Source organism: Aggregatibacter segnis ATCC 33393, assembly GCF_000185305.1.
Taxonomy (GTDB): Bacteria; Pseudomonadota; Gammaproteobacteria; order Enterobacterales; family Pasteurellaceae; genus Aggregatibacter; species Aggregatibacter segnis.
Genome location: NZ_GL622200.1, coordinates 1,516,122 through 1,530,238 on the forward strand (window position 1 = coordinate 1,516,122; position 14,117 = coordinate 1,530,238).

Sequence of the window (14,117 nt, forward strand, 5' to 3'; positions counted from 1 at the left end):
TCCAATAGGGCAATAAAGGGGATGCAACATCTGATGGAACGGCATTATTCGGTCATCAATCAACAGGGCGAAGAATTTTGTATTACGCCTGAGCTTTGGCTTAGAAATCAGCAACAACAAACCGCCCTCTTACGTTATTTGGCGTTACCGTTAAAAGAAGATGTCCAAACGCTGTGGCTAGGATTGGATTCGTTAACCAATCTTGCCGCTTGTGAAACCTTTTCCTTTCTCAGTGGAAAGCACATTGAGCCTGTGTTATTGCCTAGCCATGTACTCAAAAGCGCACTACAGGATTTAACAAAATCTGAAAAAGTCGAGGAAAATCAACCGCTCTTTTATTCAACTGAACTACAAGAACAGCCTGATACCCAGCAAATTGATGAGCCGATCATTCAACAACTCAATCAGATTTTTGAAAACGCTACACAGAAAAAAGCATCCGATATTCATTTGGAACCGCAAGCCGACGGATTACAAGTGCGTTTTCGTATTGATGGCGTATTGCAAGTACAAGAACAAATCTCACGTTCTTTGGCAAACCGCTTAATTTCCCGTCTGAAATTATTGGCGAAATTGGATATTAGCGAGACACGTTTACCACAAGATGGCCGCTTTCAGTTTAAAACCACCTTTTCTGATATTTTAGATTTTCGCCTTTCGACCCTTGCGACCCAATTTGGCGAAAAAGCCGTGTTGCGTTTACAGCAAAATCGCCCCGTTCAGTTGGAATTCAGTGAATTGGGCATGACCGAATCGCAGCAACAACTTTTCCGTCATGCATTAAGCCAACCCCAAGGATTGATTTTAGTAACCGGACCGACCGGTAGCGGCAAAAGTATTTCTTTGTATACGGCATTACAGTATTTAAATACACCGGAAAAACACATCATGACGGCAGAGGATCCCATTGAAATTCAGTTGCCAGGCATTATTCAAACTCAAGTAAATAATCCTATTGGCTTGGATTTCAGCCGTCTCCTTCGCACCTTCTTACGCCAAGATCCCGACATCATTATGCTAGGTGAAATTCGTGATGAAGAAAGTGCTGCCATGGCACTACGCGCCGCACAAACAGGACACTTAGTCCTTTCTACCTTACACACCAATGATGCTCCTTCCGCCATTTCCCGCTTGCAACAGTTGGGTATTCAGCGCCATGAAATCGACAGCAGTTTGCTGCTCGTTATTGCGCAACGATTGGTGCGTAAACGTTGTCTAAAGTGCGGTGGAAATCCCAACCATTTTTGCGACTGTCATCAAGGTTACAAAGGGCGTGTCGGGGTATATCAATTCCTACAACCTCAACTACACCATCCGCAAGGCTATGAAATGGATTTCGATGATTTACGTCAAAGCGCCTTAGAAAAAATCAAAAACGGCATAACTGATTTGGCTGAAATTCAGCGAGTATTAGGGCAGCCCCATGACTAAATTAAAATTATTTCGCTGGCGAGCCATCAATCGGTTACAACAAAAACAAAAAGGACTCATCGTAGCAGAAAGCGAAGCAAAGGCACGGCAGCAGTTAATGGCGCGAGGTTTGCAAAGCATTGCCTTGCAACAAAACTGGCAACTGAGCAATAAGCCGAAAAATGCCGAGATCTGTGCCTTACTTTCACAGCTCGCGACATTATTACAAGCCTCGGTCCCCTTAAAACATAGTCTGCAAATTCTGTTGCAAAACTGCACCAATATCGCACTGAATCAATGGCTCCGTCTCTTATTACGAGACATTGAAAGGGGTTTAGCCTTTTCTCAAGCCTTAGAGCAGCAAGGGTTATACCTTACCTATCAAGAACGCCAACTTATTCAAGTAGGTGAAATGACCGGCAAACTTGCTGCAGTTTGTCATGAAATAGCCCAACATAAACAACAAGCACTGGCGTTGCAGCGTAAAATGCAAAAGATCTTGCTTTACCCTGTGTTGGTACTGGGTATTTCATTAACATTGACCGTCCTGCTATTGTTATTCATCGTGCCACAGTTTGCCGCAATGTATGACAACAACAGCGCCCAACTCCCCGCCTTTACACAACTTCTGCTTACACTCTCTCAAGGGTTACAAAATTATTGGTTGGCTCTACTCATCGTTGTTGTACTCACCGTCATACTCATTCGCTTTCAGCTGAAACACTCGCCCTGGCTTCATCGACAAAAAACGCGCCTAATCAATAGTATTCCGTTTCTTAATCACATCATTCAGCTTTCCCGTTTAGTGAGTTTCAGCCGTAGTTTATTTCTGATGTTACAGGCTGGCATTCCACTTAATCAGGCGCTTCAATCTTTCTTGCCGAAACAACAAAGTTGGCAAACTAAACCTCAATTACAAGGTGATTTAGTATTAATTGCAGAGGTGCAATCGACACTCCATTGGATTCAACAAGGCTACCCGTTTTCCGCCAGCGTGAGTGGACAAATTTTTCCCCCTGCAGCGCAACAAATGCTACAAGTAGGAGAACAAAGCGGACAATTACCCAAGATGCTGCAATTTATCGCCAACGATCATCAACAACAGCTAGATCACCAAATCGATCTGTTGTCACAAATGCTTGAACCTTTATTAATGGTGATTATCGGCGGACTTATCGGTTTAATTATGCTCGGCATGTACCTACCGATTTTCAACATAGGTTCGCTAGTACAATGATGTGGCTATTCTTTCTGCTTGCTGGTGTTGCCTGTGGCGGGTTGGTACATAATTATGTAGTGCACTTTGCCCGCAAATTAAGTCATGAGGTTTACATCGCATACATTGAAATTTACCCGGAAAATCCACCGCACTTTATGCCGGAAAAATCCGTTCTCAAGCCACTCCAAAGACAAGCTTCCGCACTGATTTACGGCATTCTGTTCGCACTGTTGTTTTTACTTTGCTATGCCACCAATGACGAGCCGTCAAAGGGACTTTGCCTTGCGCTTTATATCACCATTTTGAGCGCAATTTCTTTGGTGGATTGGCACTATCGTCTGATCTCGCCCACATTGTGCCAAGCCTTACTTGCCCTCGGCTTAGGAGCGGCATATTGGCAAATCGGAGCATTATCCCTTGAACAAAGCCTACAAAGTGCGGTCCTCTTTGGAGGCGTTTTTTATGCTATCTATCATGCTGCCAAAGGGTACTACCGACAAGAAGCATTAGGACGAGGCGACTACTGGCTGGCTCTCGGGTTAGGGGCTTTTATGCCGGCACAGCAACTCCCCGCCTTTTTATTCCTCGCCTGCCTTTTCGGCTTAATCTACACGACCTACGCCAAGTATCGAAACCGTACACTCAACGCGGTTCCATTCGGCCCGTTTCTCTCCCTTTCGGGGATCGTCTGTTTATTGCTTAATTGAACACATGAACGTATGATCGCGCCATTGTTGATAATACAAAGGACATAACATGACATATGTGGTTGGGCTAACCGGCGGAATCGGTAGCGGCAAAAGCACCATCGCCGAATTATTCGCTGAACTTGGTGTACCGGTCATTGATGCCGATCTCGTTGCTCGCCAAGTGGTAGAAAAAGGCTCGCCGTTATTGGCAGAAATCGCGGCCCATTTCGGGCCGGAGATTTTACTTGAAGACGGCGCGCTCAATCGTGCCGCCTTGCGAGAAAAGATCTTTGCCAATGAAACGCAGAAACACTGGTTGAATCAATTATTACACCCCGCCATCCGTCATGAAATGTTGCGACAACTCGCCGCACAACAGGCGCCTTATTGCATTTTCATGGTGCCGTTATTAATTGAGAATAATTTGACCGCACTTTGCCAACGGGTGTTGGTAGTGGATGTGAGCGAACAAACCCAAATGACGCGTGCAAGTAAACGCGATAACAATCAATTAGCGTTAATCAAAAATATCATGCAATCGCAAGTCAGCCGATCGGAACGCCTACAACACGCCGATGATGTCATCAATAACGATGTGGATTTAAGCGAAAGCCTGCCGCAGTTAAAACAAAAAGTGCTAGACTTGCACCACCTTTATTTACAACTCGCGGAGAAATTCAATGAGCAATGATATCTTTACTGTTCCTTGCCCTATTTGCCATAAACAGGTTGAATGGTCGGAACAAAGCCCTTACCGCCCTTTTTGTAGCAAGCGTTGCCAGCTTATTGATTTAGGTGAATGGGCGGCAGAAGAAAAAGCAATTCCATGCGAAACGGCCGATTTTGCAGCTAGCGGACTATTAAATGAAGACAATGACTGGGTAAACCACTCATGAAAATTCAGCACGAGAAAAACGCCGAGCAAGGAACATTTTTTGTGTTAGACGAAAAACAACAACCTGTTGCCAAACTCACTTATTTTTTCATTGACGACCACACCATCAATGCCAATCACACTTATGTGTCGGAAACATTACGTGGGCAAGGCGTTGCAGATAAGTTATATCAAGCCTTAATCACCTTTATTCAAGAAAATCAGCTCAAACTGGTGCCTACCTGCAGTTATATTGCAAAAAAATGGCAACGCCACCAACAACATGATTGAGATCCTAAAATTATATTGCTAGAATTTATCGCACTTTATGTGCAAACATAAATTGTTCGGATGAAGGTAGCTGGAGAGCGGGGAATCGACCCCACGCCGACGAGGTAAAATCTTTCAGGCGCGATGGCAGGGACTGTTACTGGACGAACCCTTGGAGAGATCCAAGGTACTTTTCAAGTTCGACTTGAAAGTACTCATGGACGCCGAAGGCGCAAAAAAGCGGAATGTTCACTGCTTTTCAAACGCTCAGGCAAAAGGACAGGGGCAGAAGATTTCGGTTAATATAACGTACTCAATTTATTGAGTTATTTCCTATTTTATCTATCCGTAAAATTCTTTCCGCCTCCTTGTAATCAGGTTATTTACGAGGAACTATCAATGACATTCGAAAATATTTTATCTGCAATAGACTCTTTTATATGGGGTCCACCTCTACTCATTTTATTATCCGGTACCGGATTATATTTAACCCTTCGCTTAGGCTTTATTCAAATCGTTCAATTGCCTCGTGCCTTGCGCTATTTGTTTAAACGCGATTCGGGTTTACAACAAAAAGGGGATGTTTCTTCTTTTGCCGCCTTGTGTACCGCACTTGCTGCCACCATCGGTACAGGGAACATTGTGGGCGTTGCAACAGCAGTACAAGCAGGCGGCCCGGGTGCCATCTTCTGGATGTGGTTAGTTGCATTGCTTGGCATGGCAACCAAATACGCAGAATGTTTGTTAGCCGTTAAATATCGTGTACGTGACAAAAACGGTTTTATGGCTGGTGGTCCGATGTATTACATCGAACGTGGTCTTGGTTTGGGGTGGTTAGCAAAACTCTTTGCCCTATTTGGCGTACTGGTTGCGTTCTTTGGTATCGGCACGTTCCCACAAATCAATGCCATCACCCATGCGATGCAAGATACTTTTAGCATTCCCGTCAGTATCACCGCCGCAATCATCACCCTGTTAGTAGGCTTAATTATTCTTGGTGGAGTAAAACGTATCGCGTTGGTGTCATCCTACATCGTGCCATTTATGGCTGTCTTTTATGTTGCGACATCCATCATTATCATTCTGTTAAATTTAGACAAAATTCCGACCGCACTTCAGTTAATCATTCACAGTGCATTTAATCCGGAAGCCGCATTGGGCGGTGCATTAGGTTTTACCGTGATGAAAGCCATCCAATCCGGTGTAGCTCGCGGGATTTTCTCCAACGAATCCGGTTTAGGGAGTGCTCCGATTGCTGCGGCTGCCGCACAAACCAAAGAGCCTGTACGCCAAGGCCTGATTTCCATGACGGGTACATTCTTAGATACGATTATCGTCTGTACTATGACGGGGATTGTTTTAGTCCTAACCGGTGCGTGGCAAACGCCAGGCATGGAAGGTGCTGTCGTGACCAACTATGCATTCTCTCAAGGTTTAGGCTCTTCTATTGGCGCAACGATTGTCACCATTGGACTCCTCTTTTTCGCCTTTACGACTATTCTTGGCTGGTGCTATTACGGTGAACGTTGCTTTGTTTATTTGGTGGGAATCCGAGGTATTAAACTCTACCGTATCGCATTTATCGCATTAGTCGGCTGTGGTGCATTTATTCATTTAAATCTCATTTGGATTTTAGCGGATATCGTCAACGGCTTAATGGCGATTCCAAACTTAATTGCCTTAATCGGCTTGCGCAAAGTGGTTATTGAAGAAACGAAAGACTATTTTTCACGCCTCAATGCCAATCAGTTTGATCAAGACGAAATGACCCAATAATAAAAAAGAAAGCGGATATTAAATATAATATCCGCTTTCTTTAACTTGCCCATCATAGCAACTTATCTCCGCAAAAAAAGCATCTTTTCCCAATTTTCAGACCTGGATCATATTTTTAAACTTTTCTTTTTAAACAACCTAAAAAGCGCTTGAAAATTAAAGGCAAGGTTACTATGTTGTAACTAAGGATTTCAACTGGGTCTCAGACCCCATTCACATAAGAGGTAAATGCTATGACATTAAATATTACCAGTAAACAAATGGATATCACCCCTGCAATCCGTGCTCACGTTGAAGAACGACTTGTCAAACTGAATAAATGGCATACCCAACTGATCAATCCTCACTTTATTTTAAACAAAACGCCTAAAGGCTTTTCCGTTGATGCCTCTATCGGTACCCCATTTGGTAACCTCATTGCCAGCGCTGAGGCAGAAGATATGTATAAAGCGATCAACGACGTTGAAGAAAAACTTGAGAAACAGCTCAATAAATTACAACACAAAGGCGAAGCCCGTCGGGCTGATGAACGTTTGAAAGATTCGTTTAACGAATAAAAAAACACCTGTAAAAATGACCGCACTTTTAAAAGAGTGCGGTTTTTTTGATTATCAATAATCAAATTTTAGGAGAAAGAATGAAAATCTTAAAATTCAGTACGCTCGCCTGCTCGATCATGACATTAATCGCCTGCGCTCACGCCAATACCCCAGGAAAAAATAGCGATGGCTGGAATGCGTTTGAAGATATTTCTACCGGTGTATATGAACGTCACTACGTTGATTTAGACAGTCAAATCAAATCGATTTCTTTTGAGAAAATTGCCGGCGCATCCGATAGCGATATGAAAAAGCCCGTCTTAAAAGCACGGCGAGGAAGCAAAATTCTTGGTGAAATTTATCAACAAGAATTCAGTGGCAACAGGCTGATTCCGGTGATGTATTTACACAATGGAAAATCAATGAATCCAAGTAACGAACAAGATCTGAAGAAATTAGCCAATGCTAAAAAATTTGAATATTATGAATTTGGTCAAGGACGTTTAAGCCATGCTGTTTTTACAGCGAAGAACGGTATTTGTCAGGATTTCAAAACACAACAAGGCGTGCATTTCAACATGTCTAGCAATTATTATGATCTAGAGAAAAACACCTCCTCTGTTGATAATTACCTCACGTATCAACTCAACGGAATGTATGCAAAAGGCACGTTTAGCATTGATGAATACTCTGCGGGTGTCATCAGTGAAGACAAGGCCTTTGTGGAAAAATACACCGACTCCATCAAACAAAATGGCGATAAATTGCCTAACGCTAACGCTGCTGAAAAAGGTCGTATGATTGAACAGGTGATTTGCCGCTAGTTTTTCCTCTTATAAAAGTGCGGAGGATCATCCAACATAATTTATGCTGAAAATCCACCGCACTTTTTACTTTCCACTAAACAAATCATTTCTAAATGACACGCTTATTGCTAGAATACGCAGCGTTTTTTCGTAATGTATCAAGCTATAAAGGTTTAACCATGTTAAAGAAATTTATTTTTTCGGGTGTCATTTTATTCCTTACCGGTTGCTCATTATTTGGCACCAAGCAGGATCCAATTCCCGGTGAATATGCCGGTGCAGATTATTTGTTATCCGATGAGAATGCACAACGTTGGGTATTTGCCAGCAAACAAGCGGAACAATGTATCTATCCAAATTTAACCCGTATTTTGCAACAGCACTTTCCAAAAGAAGATGCTTACATTCATTCACAATATATTTTCTTCTACCCATTAGAAAGCGTCATTGGCGAGAAGTATGTAAAAATTATTCAAGACGATGAAAAATCCATGAATTACGCCACTTACCAATATAAGAAATTTAGACAGGATAAAGTGGAAGACATGGATAAAGCACAATGTGAGCTGTTAAGAAAAAATGCAGCCGATGATTTAGAAGTGGTAAAAGGCCAATATAAAAACGGCATGATCGAAGTTCAGAAAAATCCTGATGGGACGACAAAATCCGCTGATGGCGTGGCAACTAACCAAAATAAATTCTTCTTCGATATCATTAAATGGGGCTCAGCTCTGTTGCTCTAATCAACATAAACAAAAATACCGATGGAAAACCATCGGTATTTTTATACCTGAAAAATGCAGTCAAAACCGACCGCACTTTGTCTCTATTTCCCGATACAAAACGAACTAAAAATATTCGTGAGCAAATCATCAGAGGTAAACTGGCCGGTAATTTCACTTAAGGCATCTTGCACCATACGCAACTCTTCCGCCAACAATTCACCGGCATGGAATTGGGTTAATTGAATGTGTCCTGTCTGTAAGTGTTGTGCTGCCTGTTCTAAGGCTTCCAAGTGGCGACGGCGTGCTAAGAAGCCCCCTTCGATACCCGTTTGATACCCCATCGCTTGTTTTAAATGCTCACGCAATAAATCCACGCCTTGCTGAGTTTTTGCGGACAAATTGACGACCGTATAACCGTCTTGCTCATATAAACGTTCCGTTTCACCGGTTAAATCCGCTTTGTTGCGAATAATGGTAACCGGAATATTGTTCGGTAATTTTGCCAGAAATTCCGACCGCACTTTAGCTAAATCTTGCTCGCTATCACTGCTGTCTAACATCAATAAAATCCGATCTGCCTGTTCAATTTCATTCCACGCACGAGAAATACCAATGCGCTCCACCTCATCTGTCGCATCACGTAACCCGGCAGTATCAATAATATGTAATGGCATGCCATCTAAGTGGATATGCTCGCGCAACACATCCCGCGTAGTACCGGCAATATCAGTGACTATGGCCGCTTCACGTCCGGCAAGGGCATTCAATAAACTGGATTTCCCGGCATTAGGGCGACCGGCAATGACCACTTTCATCCCTTCACGCAAAATAGAACCTTGTTTCGCTTCGGCACGCACCTGATCCAACTGCGCAATAATGCCATTCAAATGTCCTTCAATTTTGCCATCGGCAAGAAAATCGATTTCTTCATCAGGAAAATCAATCGCCGCCTCGACATAAGTACGTAAATAAATAACCGAATCCACAAGCTGATTCACTTTATTGGAAAACTCGCCTTGCAGCGATTTTAGGGCTGAACGTGCGGCCTGTTCGGAGCTGGCATCAATTAAATCGGCAATCGCTTCCGCTTGGGCTAAATCCAATTTATCGTTCAAAAATGCCTGCTCAGAAAACTCGCCCGGACGCGCGAGTCGAATGCCATCAATAAGCAAAATCCGTTTTAGCAATAAATCTAATACGACCTGTCCGCCATGCCCTTGAAGTTCAAGCACGTCTTCACCGGTAAAGGAATTTGGCCCTTTAAAATACAATGTAATCCCTTGATCTAACACGGTGCCATCAGCATCTTTAAAGGGCAAATAATCTGCCATACGTGGTTTGGGGCATTTTCCTAATACCGCATGTGCCACATCAGCGGCCTTGGGGCCTGATACACGTAAAATTCCAATACCACCTCGCCCCGGGGCTGTGGCTTGAGCTACGATTGTTTCTTTCATAAGTCTGCTCTCAAAACGTTTAATTCTTTCTTTATAAGGTCGCTTGTTTCCCCTAATTGGAGCGTTGACAGAACCAACAGTCAAAAAGCGTTGCGTTTTGTAACCGTACTTTATGACGCAAAAGTGCGGTCATTTTTTTGTGCATTTTTTAATTAAAATAAAAGGCACAATACGTGCCTTTTAATTCTCTAGATTTCACTATTTTTTATGACGGGTATGTAACCCTTTTTTCTCTAAACCACGATAAATCAGTTGTTGTTGGATAATCGTGATTAAGTTAGACACTAACCAGTAAAGCACTAGACCTGCCGGGAACCAAAGGAAGAACACCATGAAGATTAACGGCATGAAGTTCATGATCTTTTGTTGCATCGGATCGGCAACCGGTGTCGGAGACATTTTTTGCAACAGGAACATGGAAGCGCCCATTAAAATTGGCAGGATGTAATACGGATCTTGCGCAGACAAGTCTTGAATCCAACCAAAGAACGGTGCGTGACGTAATTCAACGGCTTCCATAAACGTCCAATACAAAGCAATGAAAATTGGCATTTGTAACAAGAGCGGTAAACAACCACCTAATGGGTTTACTTTCTCATCTTTGTAGAGTTTCATCATTTCTTGGCTCATACGCTGACGATCTTCACCGAAACGTTCGCGCATTTCTTGCAATTTTGGTTGCAACATACGCATTTTAGCCATTGAGGTATATTGTGCTTTTGTGAGCGGATATAAAATCGCTTTAACCACTAAGGTAACACAGATGATCGCCACACCCCAGTTGTGAACTAATTGTTGAATGAATGTCAGCAACCAGAATAATGGTTTTGCAATAAACCACGCCCAACCGTAGTCCACAGTGAGATCTAAATGATCTGCCACTTGCGCCATTTCATTTTGTAATTTCGGGCCGGTCCATAATTTGCTGGTTAATTTCTCGGTTGTATTCGGCTGAATCGCAACAACCGGACCACGATACCCAATTGAACCGATGTTGTTGGCTTTATCTGTCAAAGTATAAAGTTGGTTATCGGCATCTTGGTTAGGAATCCAAGCAGAAACGAAATAATGTTGTAACACCGCAACCCAACCGGCTTTAGTATTCACTGATAAATTGGCATTTTCCATATCACTGAAACTGTATTTTTTATAATTAGTTTCGGAAGAAGAATAAGCACCACCGGTATAAGTTGGCATCGCCACACTACCGGAGCTATCAACTAAAGTATGTCTTAACTGACCATAAGGCTCAACCTCAATCGTTTTATCGCTTTGGTTACTAATTTCGTAATTGACCGCAATGTCATATTCACCGCGTTTCAAGACAAAAATTTTACGATAAGTCACACCCTCTTTTTGATAAACCAAAGGAACAATTAATTCGTTTTGGCCATCGGCTAATTTGAAGTTTTCACCCTCTACTTGATAATCAGCACGACCTGCTTTCGTATCAATACCATCTTTACCGATTAAACCGCTTTGAGCGATATACACATGTTCCGGTGTATTTTGTAACAATACAAATGGCATGTTGGAATCTAGTTCAGCATCATATTTCAACAATTCAGAACTAATAACATCACCACCTAAGGTATTAATTTTCAAACGGAATACATCATTTTCTAAGGTAATCACTTTACCTTTTACTTGGGTATCCGTTGCGATGACCGTATTGTTCCCAGAAGAAGCAGGAACATCTGATGTGGATGTTACAGTTTGCTCAGTTGCCACAGGTTTTGGCGTGTGATAATCAAGTTGCCATTGCTGATAAACAATAAAAGACATAAAGAGTAGTGCAATGACCAATAGGCCGCGTCTTGAATCCATTATTTATTCTCTGTTTTGTTATTATTGATCTTGGGTGGAACGGGATCGTACCCACCCGCGTTTAAAGGATGACATTTTAATATACGTTTAACCGTAAGCCAACCACCTTTTACCACTCCATGCGTTTTTACAGCATCAATACCATAGCAAGAACAAGTTGGTGTGAAACGACAGCGGGGGCCAATTAATGGACTGATAACGATTTGATAAAAACGAATTAATCCAATAAGGATTTTTGCGCCAAACGAATGTGTCTTTGCCATAATTTATCCAGCGTTTGCCATAAAGTGCGGTTATCTAAGCGGCCGATTCCCTGTTTTGCTACAACAACAAAATCATAATTCGGTAAGTCATGCTGTGCTAAACGAAAAGATTCACGGCATAACCGTTTAATACGATTACGATCATGGGCTCGTTTGAGATGTTTTTTCGCCACAGTTAAACCTAAGCGGGGATGCTCAAGGTGATTTTTACGGGCAAGAATAGTGATTTCAGGTGAACTGGCGCGGGACGGCTGTTGGAAGACGTATTTAAAATGTTCGGGAGTTAACAAACGTAACTCCCTAGGAAAGTTTAGCTTAACCACATTAATATGCGATTAGGCAGATAAACTTTTACGACCTTTAGCACGACGACGAGCTAAAACTTGACGGCCATTTTTAGTTGCCATACGAGCACGGAAACCGTGAGTACGGCTACGTTTTAATACAGAAGGTTGAAATGTGCGTTTCATTATAATGTACCTAAGTCAAATAGTTTCAGTAACTGTTTCTACTTTAAACGTTGGGAAACGTTTAAATAAACAAAGATTATCAAAAAATAAGGAACGGAATTGTAATCATAAATTCGGCGTTCGTCAAATGAGATTAGGGAAAAAACACGGCAACTCGTTCATTTTTCCATCACTCACAGCATTTAAAAGCGAGGCGATTATACGGTTTTAGGCAAAAATGGCAAGCAACCTTTTTTGCTTTTTTTAGAGCCAGATAGCAGATCTTTTTCCTCCGTTATTGTAAAATAGTCACCTATCCAACCACACTTTATTGCCGAAAATTCGGCCATTCAATAAGTAATACCTATATAAAACAATAAGATAAAAGGTTGGCAAGGTAATCGAAGGAAAACTATAAACCAATTAACAAGGGATATATTCACGTGGAAAACCAGCCGAATTCTCTGTGGCAAAATTGCCTGTTGCAACTACAAGATAAAATTCCTACGGACGATTTCAAAATCTGGCTCTATCCGTTGCAAGCTGAGACTAGCGCAAGCAATATCTTACTTTATGCATCAAATGCTTTTGTGCAAAAATGGGTGATTGATAACTATCTTCCTTTAATTACTGACATTGCTCGTCAAACCAGTGCAAATCCTAATCTTAGCGTATCAGTTATTGAAGGCATTAAACCCACCGCACCAAAAGTAGAGAAACCTACGAAAAAACAAAGTGCGGTCGGTTTTTCGGAAGAAAAAAGCACAAATAAAACACCTTACCATTCCAATCTAAATACCAAATTAGTTTTCGAAAATTTCGTTGAGGGTAAATCCAACCAACTGGCGCGCGCTGTAGCGCAAAAGGTCGCAGATAATCCTGGTGAACAAACCGCTAATCCGCTCTTTTTATATGGCGGTACAGGCTTAGGTAAAACCCACTTATTGCATGCTATCGGCAACGGTATTATTGCCAACAATCCGGAGGCGCGCGTGGTGTATATTCATTCTGAGCGCTTCGTTCAACAGGTTGTGGCTTATATTCGCGATAACAAAATGGAAGAATTTAAAAAGTTCTACCGCTCTTTAGATGCATTGTTAGTGGATGATATTCAATTTTTCAGCGACAAAGAAAAAACTCAAGAGGAATTTTTCCATATTTTCAATACTTTATTTGAACGTGGACGCCAAATCATTCTCACGTCCGACCGCTATCCACGCGAAATTGAAAAAATTGAAGAACGTCTAAAATCGCGCTTTGGTTGGGGGCTCACGACAGCTATTGAGCCGCCGGATCTTGAAACCCGTGTCGCCATTTTAATGAAAAAAGCGGAAGAAAATAACGTGGATTTACCTCATGATGTGGCGTTTTTCATCGGTCAAAAATTACGCACCAATGTACGTGAATTAGAAGGCGCCTTAAACCGAGTGAAAGCCATGCAGGAGTTTAAAGGCGAACCGATCACCATTGATTTTGTGCGTGAAACGTTAAAAGACATGTTGGCATTACAAGATAAACTGGTGACCGTAGACAATATTCAAAAAGTAGTCGCTGAATATTACCGCATTAAAGTATCCGATTTAAAATCCAAAAATCGCTCTCGCTCAGTGGCTCGCCCACGCCAAGTGGCAATGGCGCTGGCAAAAGAATTAACCAACCGCAGCCTACCGGAAATTGGCAAATCCTTCGGCGACCGCGATCACACCACTGTTTTACACGCCTGTCGTACGATTGCCGGTTTCCGCGACACCGATCCGAATATTCAAGAAGATTGGGCTAACTTAATCCGAACTTTATCCGTATAGGAGTCACC

16 protein-coding genes and 1 riboswitch are annotated in these 14,117 nt (G+C 42.2%); of the genes, 11 read left to right on the forward strand and 5 right to left on the reverse strand.

The genetic code is table 11. From position 1 onward, the window contains the following. Positions 1 to 21: 21 nt before the first annotated feature. The 10 genes from HMPREF9064_RS02400 to HMPREF9064_RS02355 all read left to right on the forward strand — a co-directional run bounded on the left by HMPREF9064_RS02400 (position 22) and on the right by HMPREF9064_RS02355 (position 8,326). A complete protein-coding gene (locus tag HMPREF9064_RS02400) occupies positions 22 to 1,431 on the forward strand; it encodes a GspE/PulE family protein (RefSeq protein ID WP_006719140.1) in 1,410 nt (469 codons plus the stop codon). After that, positions 1,424 to 2,647 (forward strand): type II secretion system F family protein, encoded by a 1,224-nt coding sequence (locus HMPREF9064_RS02395; RefSeq protein WP_006719142.1) that lies wholly within the window; start codon positions 1,424 to 1,426, stop codon positions 2,645 to 2,647. The genes HMPREF9064_RS02400 and HMPREF9064_RS02395 overlap by 8 nt, the downstream gene beginning before the upstream one ends. Further along, complete coding sequence (locus HMPREF9064_RS02390; protein WP_006719144.1) at positions 2,644 to 3,336, forward strand: prepilin peptidase; 693 nt, start codon at positions 2,644 to 2,646, stop codon at positions 3,334 to 3,336. Before HMPREF9064_RS02395 ends, HMPREF9064_RS02390 begins: the two co-directional genes overlap by 4 nt. A 49-nt stretch (positions 3,337 to 3,385) precedes the next feature. Continuing rightward, the gene (gene coaE, locus HMPREF9064_RS02385; RefSeq protein ID WP_006719146.1) at positions 3,386 to 4,009 is read left to right on the forward strand and encodes a dephospho-CoA kinase; all 624 of its coding nucleotides are present in this window, start codon (positions 3,386 to 3,388) and stop codon (positions 4,007 to 4,009) included. Beyond that, on the forward strand, positions 3,999 to 4,214 hold the full coding sequence (gene yacG, locus HMPREF9064_RS02380) for a DNA gyrase inhibitor YacG (RefSeq protein ID WP_006719148.1): 216 nt from the start codon (positions 3,999 to 4,001) through the stop codon (positions 4,212 to 4,214). Before coaE ends, yacG begins: the two co-directional genes overlap by 11 nt. After that, positions 4,211 to 4,483: a GNAT family N-acetyltransferase gene (locus HMPREF9064_RS02375; protein ID WP_006719149.1), complete on the forward strand. Its 273-nt coding sequence runs from the start codon at positions 4,211 to 4,213 to the stop codon at positions 4,481 to 4,483. Before yacG ends, HMPREF9064_RS02375 begins: the two co-directional genes overlap by 4 nt. A gap of 141 nt (positions 4,484 to 4,624) precedes the next feature. Next, a riboswitch (glycine riboswitch) is annotated at positions 4,625 to 4,755 on the forward strand. A gap of 106 nt (positions 4,756 to 4,861) precedes the next feature. Beyond that, positions 4,862 to 6,238 carry an alanine/glycine:cation symporter family protein gene (locus tag HMPREF9064_RS02370; RefSeq protein WP_006719150.1) on the forward strand — a complete coding sequence of 459 codons (1,377 nt, stop codon included), beginning with the start codon at positions 4,862 to 4,864 and terminating at the stop codon, positions 6,236 to 6,238. Between the two features lie 233 nt (positions 6,239 to 6,471). After that, complete coding sequence (raiA, locus tag HMPREF9064_RS02365) at positions 6,472 to 6,795, forward strand: ribosome-associated translation inhibitor RaiA (RefSeq protein ID WP_006719151.1); 324 nt, start codon at positions 6,472 to 6,474, stop codon at positions 6,793 to 6,795. A gap of 80 nt (positions 6,796 to 6,875) precedes the next feature. Next, positions 6,876 to 7,601 carry a hypothetical protein gene (locus HMPREF9064_RS02360; RefSeq protein ID WP_006719152.1) on the forward strand — a complete coding sequence of 242 codons (726 nt, stop codon included), beginning with the start codon at positions 6,876 to 6,878 and terminating at the stop codon, positions 7,599 to 7,601. Between the two features lie 161 nt (positions 7,602 to 7,762). Continuing rightward, the gene (locus HMPREF9064_RS02355; RefSeq protein ID WP_032998196.1) at positions 7,763 to 8,326 is read left to right on the forward strand and encodes a DUF5358 domain-containing protein; all 564 of its coding nucleotides are present in this window, start codon (positions 7,763 to 7,765) and stop codon (positions 8,324 to 8,326) included. Between the two features lie 83 nt (positions 8,327 to 8,409). Here HMPREF9064_RS02355 and mnmE read toward each other — a convergent pair whose 3' ends face one another. The 5 genes from mnmE to rpmH all read right to left on the reverse strand — a co-directional run bounded on the left by mnmE (position 8,410) and on the right by rpmH (position 12,325). Further along, positions 8,410 to 9,765 carry a tRNA uridine-5-carboxymethylaminomethyl(34) synthesis GTPase MnmE gene (gene mnmE / locus HMPREF9064_RS02350; RefSeq protein ID WP_006719154.1) on the reverse strand — a complete coding sequence of 452 codons (1,356 nt, stop codon included), beginning with the start codon at positions 9,763 to 9,765 and terminating at the stop codon, positions 8,410 to 8,412. Between the two features lie 198 nt (positions 9,766 to 9,963). Beyond that, entirely contained in the window at positions 9,964 to 11,592 is a 1,629-nt protein-coding gene (gene yidC, locus HMPREF9064_RS02345; RefSeq protein WP_006719155.1) for a membrane protein insertase YidC, read from the reverse strand. After that, positions 11,592 to 11,855, reverse strand: a complete 264-nt coding sequence (yidD, locus tag HMPREF9064_RS09825) for a membrane protein insertion efficiency factor YidD (RefSeq protein WP_006719157.1) — start codon at positions 11,853 to 11,855, stop codon at positions 11,592 to 11,594. The genes yidC and yidD overlap by 1 nt, the downstream gene beginning before the upstream one ends. Then, positions 11,810 to 12,178: a ribonuclease P protein component gene (rnpA, locus tag HMPREF9064_RS02340; RefSeq protein WP_032997962.1), complete on the reverse strand. Its 369-nt coding sequence runs from the start codon at positions 12,176 to 12,178 to the stop codon at positions 11,810 to 11,812. Before rnpA ends, yidD begins: the two co-directional genes overlap by 46 nt. 12 nt (positions 12,179 to 12,190) lie before the next feature. Then, positions 12,191 to 12,325, reverse strand: coding sequence for a 50S ribosomal protein L34 (gene rpmH / locus HMPREF9064_RS02335; RefSeq protein ID WP_005539760.1), 135 nt, complete (start codon positions 12,323 to 12,325; stop codon positions 12,191 to 12,193). Positions 12,326 to 12,747: 422 nt separating this feature from the next. Here rpmH and dnaA point away from each other — a divergent pair, with 422 nt between their 5' ends. Further along, positions 12,748 to 14,109: a chromosomal replication initiator protein DnaA gene (dnaA, locus tag HMPREF9064_RS02330; protein ID WP_006719175.1), complete on the forward strand. Its 1,362-nt coding sequence runs from the start codon at positions 12,748 to 12,750 to the stop codon at positions 14,107 to 14,109. Positions 14,110 to 14,117: the final 8 nt, after the last annotated feature.

Bases quoted from the DNA above. Each gene is read 5' to 3' on its own strand.
- rpmH (WP_005539760.1), bottom strand. From the start codon at position 12,325: ATGAAACGCACATTTCAACCTTCTGTATTAAAACGTAGCCGTACTCAC.
- coaE (WP_006719146.1), top strand. From the start codon at position 3,386: ATGACATATGTGGTTGGGCTAACCGGCGGAATCGGTAGCGGCAAAAGC.
- raiA (WP_006719151.1), top strand. From the start codon at position 6,472: ATGACATTAAATATTACCAGTAAACAAATGGATATCACCCCTGCAATC.
- HMPREF9064_RS02395 (WP_006719142.1), top strand. From the start codon at position 1,424: ATGACTAAATTAAAATTATTTCGCTGGCGAGCCATCAATCGGTTACAA.
- HMPREF9064_RS02360 (WP_006719152.1), top strand. From the start codon at position 6,876: ATGAAAATCTTAAAATTCAGTACGCTCGCCTGCTCGATCATGACATTA.
- HMPREF9064_RS02370 (WP_006719150.1), top strand. From the start codon at position 4,862: ATGACATTCGAAAATATTTTATCTGCAATAGACTCTTTTATATGGGGT.
- HMPREF9064_RS02375 (WP_006719149.1), top strand. From the start codon at position 4,211: ATGAAAATTCAGCACGAGAAAAACGCCGAGCAAGGAACATTTTTTGTG.
- yidC (WP_006719155.1), bottom strand. From the start codon at position 11,592: ATGGATTCAAGACGCGGCCTATTGGTCATTGCACTACTCTTTATGTCT.
- HMPREF9064_RS02390 (WP_006719144.1), top strand. From the start codon at position 2,644: ATGATGTGGCTATTCTTTCTGCTTGCTGGTGTTGCCTGTGGCGGGTTG.
- yacG (WP_006719148.1), top strand. From the start codon at position 3,999: ATGAGCAATGATATCTTTACTGTTCCTTGCCCTATTTGCCATAAACAG.
- HMPREF9064_RS02400 (WP_006719140.1), top strand. From the start codon at position 22: ATGCAACATCTGATGGAACGGCATTATTCGGTCATCAATCAACAGGGC.
- HMPREF9064_RS02355 (WP_032998196.1), top strand. From the start codon at position 7,763: ATGTTAAAGAAATTTATTTTTTCGGGTGTCATTTTATTCCTTACCGGT.
- yidD (WP_006719157.1), bottom strand. From the start codon at position 11,855: ATGGCAAAGACACATTCGTTTGGCGCAAAAATCCTTATTGGATTAATT.
- mnmE (WP_006719154.1), bottom strand. From the start codon at position 9,765: ATGAAAGAAACAATCGTAGCTCAAGCCACAGCCCCGGGGCGAGGTGGT.